The 927-nt window shown below is 34.8% G+C and carries 1 protein-coding gene; it reads right to left on the bottom strand.

Translation table 11 applies throughout. The features are described 5' to 3' along the window. A partial coding sequence (locus ACF91D_RS30745; RefSeq protein WP_392438542.1) for an SLC13 family permease occupies positions 1 to 927 on the bottom strand: 927 nt, incomplete at both ends.

The raw sequence follows: 927 nt of genomic DNA, 5'->3' as shown, positions 1-927 counted from the left end.
TGATAATGGCGTCATTAAAGGCATAACTACTGCAGCTTGACCACTACCAGAAGGTATTAGTAAGTTAAAAATCACGTTGAATAAGAACATAGCAATTGCCCCCAACATCGGTGACAATTGACTTAATGGAACGAACAAAGCATGAACAACGGTGTCTAAAATTTGTCCATCTTCCATTAATATCGTAATAGAACGTGCAACACCAATGATTAATGCACCAAATAATATGTTTTTAGCACCACTCATAAAGGTATCTATAAATTCATTCGGTTTCTGCTTTGCTACAACTGCAGTTAAAATACCATCTATAATAAATAAGGCAGATAATTCATTAACACCCCATTCTAGTCGCAATGAACCATAAACAAATACTAATATTGTAGCGAAAAACAAGAAAATAATAATTTTATGTCTTGTTGTTAATGGTGGTCGTTCCTCTGGATTATCAGTCATTGACTTTGTAAACTTTTCTTTACCCATCAAACTTTTACTTGGATCTTTCGAAATTCTTTTAATGTACCAAATAATATAGGCTAACGTTATGATCATAAATACAATAAACATGATTATGCGCAACCCAACACCTGAGAATATCGGTAGTTTGGCAACGGACTGTGCAATACCTAAAGCAATGGGATCAAATAATGGTGCAACGGCACCTACGAAGTAACTCAGGTATACGATTGCTACACCAGCAATTGCATCTAATTTCAATTTTTGAGCTAAAATAACACCTAGTGGAATAAATGCAATCACTGCATTCGCACTTACACCAAATGCGTGTATCAATCCGAACGTAATACCAATAACGATAATAAGTGTGTATATATTACCACCTGTTTTATCGACCAATTTTTGTACTGCTGCGTTAAATGTACCCTGCTTTTCAATAACTGCAACGGATCCTCCCATAATTAATACTAAGAA

Source organism: Staphylococcus sp. 231237_7MaSpsaltlick (assembly GCF_043107035.1).
Note: the sequence above shows the minus strand (reverse complement) of the source record. Positions and strands in the feature narration are given on the sequence as shown.